The sequence below is a fragment of the Gordonibacter pamelaeae 7-10-1-b genome, assembly GCF_000210055.1.
Taxonomy (GTDB): Bacteria; Actinomycetota; Coriobacteriia; order Coriobacteriales; family Eggerthellaceae; genus Gordonibacter; species Gordonibacter pamelaeae.
In genome coordinates, this window is record NC_021021.1 from 2,901,779 (window position 1) to 2,906,053 (window position 4,275).

Consider the following 4,275-nt stretch of genomic DNA (forward strand, 5'->3'; position numbering starts at 1 on the left):
CGCCTCCTTGGCGCGGCGCGAGGGCTTCGTGGCGCGGCGCACCTTCGGCGGGCGTGCCTTGGCCTCGAACAGGCGGCGCAGCTTCTGTAGGCACAGCTGCCGGTTGCGGAACTGGCTGCGCGACTCGCGCGAGGTGACGGCGATGCCGCTCGGCCGGTGCACCATGCGCACGGCGGAGTCGGTGGTGTTCACGCACTGTCCGCCCGGCCCGCTCGCACGGAACACCTGCACATCGCAGTCGCGCGCAAGCTCCTCGAGCGCCATCTGCGCCCATCGCGCGAAGTCCCGGTATGTCGGCTGGCTGGAATCCATGAGGGCCATGATAGCGCAGGTTCATGCAATTCGCGCGACAGGGCGAAAACAAACGCGCAGGTTGGCGTAGTAAGGCAGCGGGAAGTCCCCTCGTAGCGTCAAGGAGTTCCGGCGGCCGTCAGGCCGCCGGAACAGATCAGTCCTCTATCCCGTCGTTGTTGCGGATGAGCTTGCGCTTGATCTTGCCGCCGATGGTCTTGGGCAGCTCGTCCACGAACTCCACGATGCGGGGGTACTTGTACGGCGCGGTCGTGTGCTTCACGTGGTTCTGCAGCTCTTTGACCAGCTCGTCGGAGGGCTCGTAGCCGCGCGCCAGCACGACGGTGGCCTTCACCACCTTGCCGCGGATGGGGTCGGGTGCGGCCGTCACGGCGCACTCCACCACGGCCGGATGCTCGATGAGCGCGCTCTCCACCTCGAAGGGGCCTATGCGGTAGCCCGAGCACTTGATCACGTCGTCGTTGCGGCCCACGAAGAAGCAGTAGCCGTCCGAGTCGCGCCACGCCATGTCGTGCAGGTTGTAGTACTCCCCGCCCACGGCCTCGCGGGTGCGCTCCGGCTCGCGGTAATAGCCCACGAACAGGCCCGGCGGGTACGCCTCCGCCAGTCCGGTCACGCAGATCGCGCCCTCCTCGCCGTCGGGCACCTCGTTGCCGTCGTCGTCGAGCAGCTTCACGTTCAGCAGCGGCGAGGGCTTGCCCATCGAGCCCGGACGCGGCTCGATCCACGGGAACGTGGCCAGGAGCACCGGTCCCTCGGTCTGGCCGAAGCCCTCGCGGATCTTCTTGCCGGTCAGGCGTTCCCACGCGAGCGTGACCTCGGCGTTCAGCGGCTCGCCTGCCGTGGCGAAGTTCTTCACGCTCGACAGGTCGTAGGCCGCCACGTCCTCCTGCAGCATGAAGCGGTACATGGTGGGCGGCGCGCAGAACGTGGTCAGCCGGTAGTCCTGGATCTTCTGCAACAGCTTCGTCGGCACGAACTTGTCCATGTCGTAGGCGAAGATGGTCGCGCCGGCGATCCACTGGCCGTAGATCTTGCCCCAGCCGAACTTGGCCCAGCCGGAGTCGGTCACGCTCATGTGCAGCGCGTCCTCCTCCACCTGCTGCCAGTACTTCGCGGTGATGATGTGCCCCAAGGGGTGCGCGAAGTTGTGGCACACCGCCTTCGCGAGGCCCGTGGTGCCGGACGTGAAGTAGATGAGCATGATGTCCTTGCTCGTGACGCCCGCCGGGCCGCACGGACGCTCGAACTGGTCGGACTCGCCCGCGATCAGCCCGTCGAACGGCATCCAACCCGCGCGCTCGCCCGCCACGATGATGCGGTTCTCGATGGACGGCGACTCCGGAAGCGCCTCCTCCATCTGGCCGCACACGTAGGCATCGTCCACGCACACGACCATCTTCACCTGCGCCGAGTTGGCACGGTAGACGATGTCCTTCTTCGTGAGCTGCAACGAAGCCGGGATGATGGTGGCCCCCAGCTTGCAGAGCGCCACCGCGCACACCCAGTACTCCCAGCGGCGGCGCAGGATCATCATGACCAGGTCGCCCTTGCCGATGCCCAGCTTGGAAAACGCGTTGGCCGCCTGGTTCGACAGGCGCATGAGGTCGGTGAACGTGAACGTGCGCTCGTCGTCGTGGTCGTCGCACCACACGAGCGCCCGCTTCTCGGGCTCCACGCGCGCCCACTCGTCCACGACGTCGAACCCGAAGTTGAACGCCTCCGGCACGTCGATGCGGAAGTTCTCGAAGAAGTCCTCGTAGGAGTCGAACTCGATGCGCGGACAGTACTTTTTCAGGATGTGGTTCACGGGCTGTGCTTCCTACTCTGCGATGATCGTCACGAATTTTGCGGGCACGTCGCCGCCGCAGCGCTGGCCGTGCGGGTGCTCGGGGTTGAAGTAGATGCTGTCGCCGGCGTTGAGCTCGAACTCCTTGTCCTCCCAGGTCACGATCACCGTGCCCTCGATGACCAGGTTGAACTCCTGACCGGTGTGGGTCACGAGCTTCGCGGGCTCGTCGGAGGGGTCCAGCACCACCAGAAGCGGCTGCATGATCTTGCCGGTGTAGCGCCAGGCCAGATCCTCGAAGTGGTAGCCCGGGTAGCGGTCGACCTCGCGGCCCTCGCCGCTTTTCACCACCTGGTAGGTCTGCAGCTTGGCGGCCGTGCCGGTGAGTATCTCCGTGAACTCCACGCCGAAGTGGTGCGCCATGTGGTAGATGGCCGAGATGGGCACGTCCGCCCCCGTGGCCTCCCACTCCTCGTACGTCCCAACCGGCACCTCGAGCTCGCGCGCCATGTCCTCGACCGTGACGTCGCACGCCTCGCGCAGGCCCTTGATGCGCAGGCCGATCTCGGCGAATTCGGTTACCATGCGCTCTCCTTATGCGTCCATGCCCAACGTGAGGGCCTTCTTGTTCATCTCCAGCATGGCGGCCTTGCTGGCCGGCACGCACTTCTCCATGGCCTTCCAGAGCGTGTCCTCGGCGCAGAAGCGCGTCTCGGCGAACAGCTTGCCGACCATGATGATGTTCGCGAGCTTCTTGAAGCCGGCCTCCTCGGCCATGGCGGTGGCGGGAAGGGCGCACATTCGCACGCCCGGGATGTCCGGGACGTTCGCGATGAGCGTGGAGTCGGCCACCACGACGCCGCCCTCGGCCATGGCGCCGGCGAACTTGTCGAGCGAGGGCTGGTTCATGGCGACGAGCGCATCGGGCGCCAGCACGAGCGGGCTTCCGATAGGGTCGTCGGAGAGGCACACGCTGCAGTTCGCGGTGCCGCCGCGCATCTCGGGGCCGTAGGAGGGAAGCCACGACACCTCGCGGTCTTCCAGAAGGCCGGCGTAGGCGATCAGCTTGCCGGCGAACAGCACGCCCTGGCCGCCGAACCCGGCGAGCACGATGTTCAGGGAGCGGCTCATCGCGCACCCCCTTCCGTCGGCGCGGGGTTCGCTATCGGGCAGTCCGCAGCGCGCGCGGCGGCCGCCTCGGCCGCATTCGCGAAGCCGTCTGCGCGCACGTCCTTGTACACGCCCAGCGGGTAGTACGGCAGCATGTTCTCGCGCATCCACGCGAACGAGTCCTGCGGCGTCATGCCCCAGTTCGTGGGGCACGTGGCCACCACCTCCACCAGCGAGTAGCCCGCGCCGTCGATCTGGGTCTGGAACGCCTTCTTGATGGCCTTCTTGGCCTTACGCACGTTCTTCGGGCTGTCCGCCGTCACGCGCTCCAGGTACGCCACGCCGTCGAGCGAGCTCAACAGCTCGCACACGCGGATGGGGAACCCGGCGGCGTCCGTGTCGCGGCCGTACGGCGAGGTCTGCGTCACCTGGTGCGGCAGGCTCGTGGGGGCCATCTGGCCGCCCGTCATGCCGTAGATGGCGTTGTTGATGAAGATGACGGTGATGTTCTCGCCGCGCGTGGCCGCGTGGATGGTCTCGGCCATGCCGATGGAGGCGAGGTCGCCGTCGCCCTGGTAGGCGAACACCACGTTCCCCGGGTGCACGCGCTTCACGGCGGTGGCCACCGCCGGCGCGCGCCCGTGGGCGGCCTCGATCATGTCGCAGCCGAAGAAGTCGTAGGCCATGACGGAGCAGCCCACGGGGGCCACGCCCACGGCATCGCCCTCCACGTCCAGCTCGTCGAGGCATTCCGCCACGAGGCGGTTGATGATGCCGTGCGTGCAGCCCGGGCAGTAATTGGTCACCACGGGAAGGAGCGCGTGCGGGCGCTCGAACACCACGTTGGTCTCTTTATCGGCCATGGGTTACTCCCCTCCCTTCAACATGCGTTCGTTCAGGTCCTCGATCTGGGCCAGCACCTCCACCGGCGTCGGGATGACGCCGCCGGTGCGGCCGAAGAACTCCACGGGTCGGCGGCCGTTCACGGCCAGGCGCACGTCGTCCACCATCTGGCCCATGTTCATCTCCACGGTGAGGAAGGCCTTGGCGGTGGGCACCGCGGC

At 67.1% G+C, this 4,275-nt stretch carries 4 protein-coding genes and 2 pseudogenes; all 6 read right to left on the reverse strand.

From position 1 onward, the window contains the following. A pseudogene (locus GPA_RS13390) lies at positions 1-240 on the reverse strand (peptide chain release factor family protein); the annotation flags it as partial. Positions 241-448: 208 nt separating this feature from the next. Continuing rightward, a complete protein-coding gene (locus GPA_RS13395; RefSeq protein WP_041239654.1) occupies positions 449-2,122 on the reverse strand; it encodes an AMP-binding protein in 1,674 nt (557 codons plus the stop codon). Between the two features lie 12 nt (positions 2,123-2,134). Beyond that, complete coding sequence (locus GPA_RS13400) at positions 2,135-2,686, reverse strand: helix-turn-helix domain-containing protein (RefSeq protein ID WP_015540202.1); 552 nt, start codon at positions 2,684-2,686, stop codon at positions 2,135-2,137. Between the two features lie 9 nt (positions 2,687-2,695). Beyond that, positions 2,696-3,232 carry a 2-oxoacid:acceptor oxidoreductase family protein gene (locus GPA_RS13405; RefSeq protein WP_015540203.1) on the reverse strand — a complete coding sequence of 179 codons (537 nt, stop codon included), beginning with the start codon at positions 3,230-3,232 and terminating at the stop codon, positions 2,696-2,698. Next, entirely contained in the window at positions 3,229-4,074 is an 846-nt protein-coding gene (locus GPA_RS13410) for a thiamine pyrophosphate-dependent enzyme (RefSeq protein ID WP_015540204.1), read from the reverse strand. Before GPA_RS13410 ends, GPA_RS13405 begins: the two co-directional genes overlap by 4 nt. A 3-nt stretch (positions 4,075-4,077) precedes the next feature. Then, a pseudogene (locus GPA_RS13415) lies at positions 4,078-4,275 on the reverse strand (3-methyl-2-oxobutanoate dehydrogenase subunit beta); the annotation flags it as partial.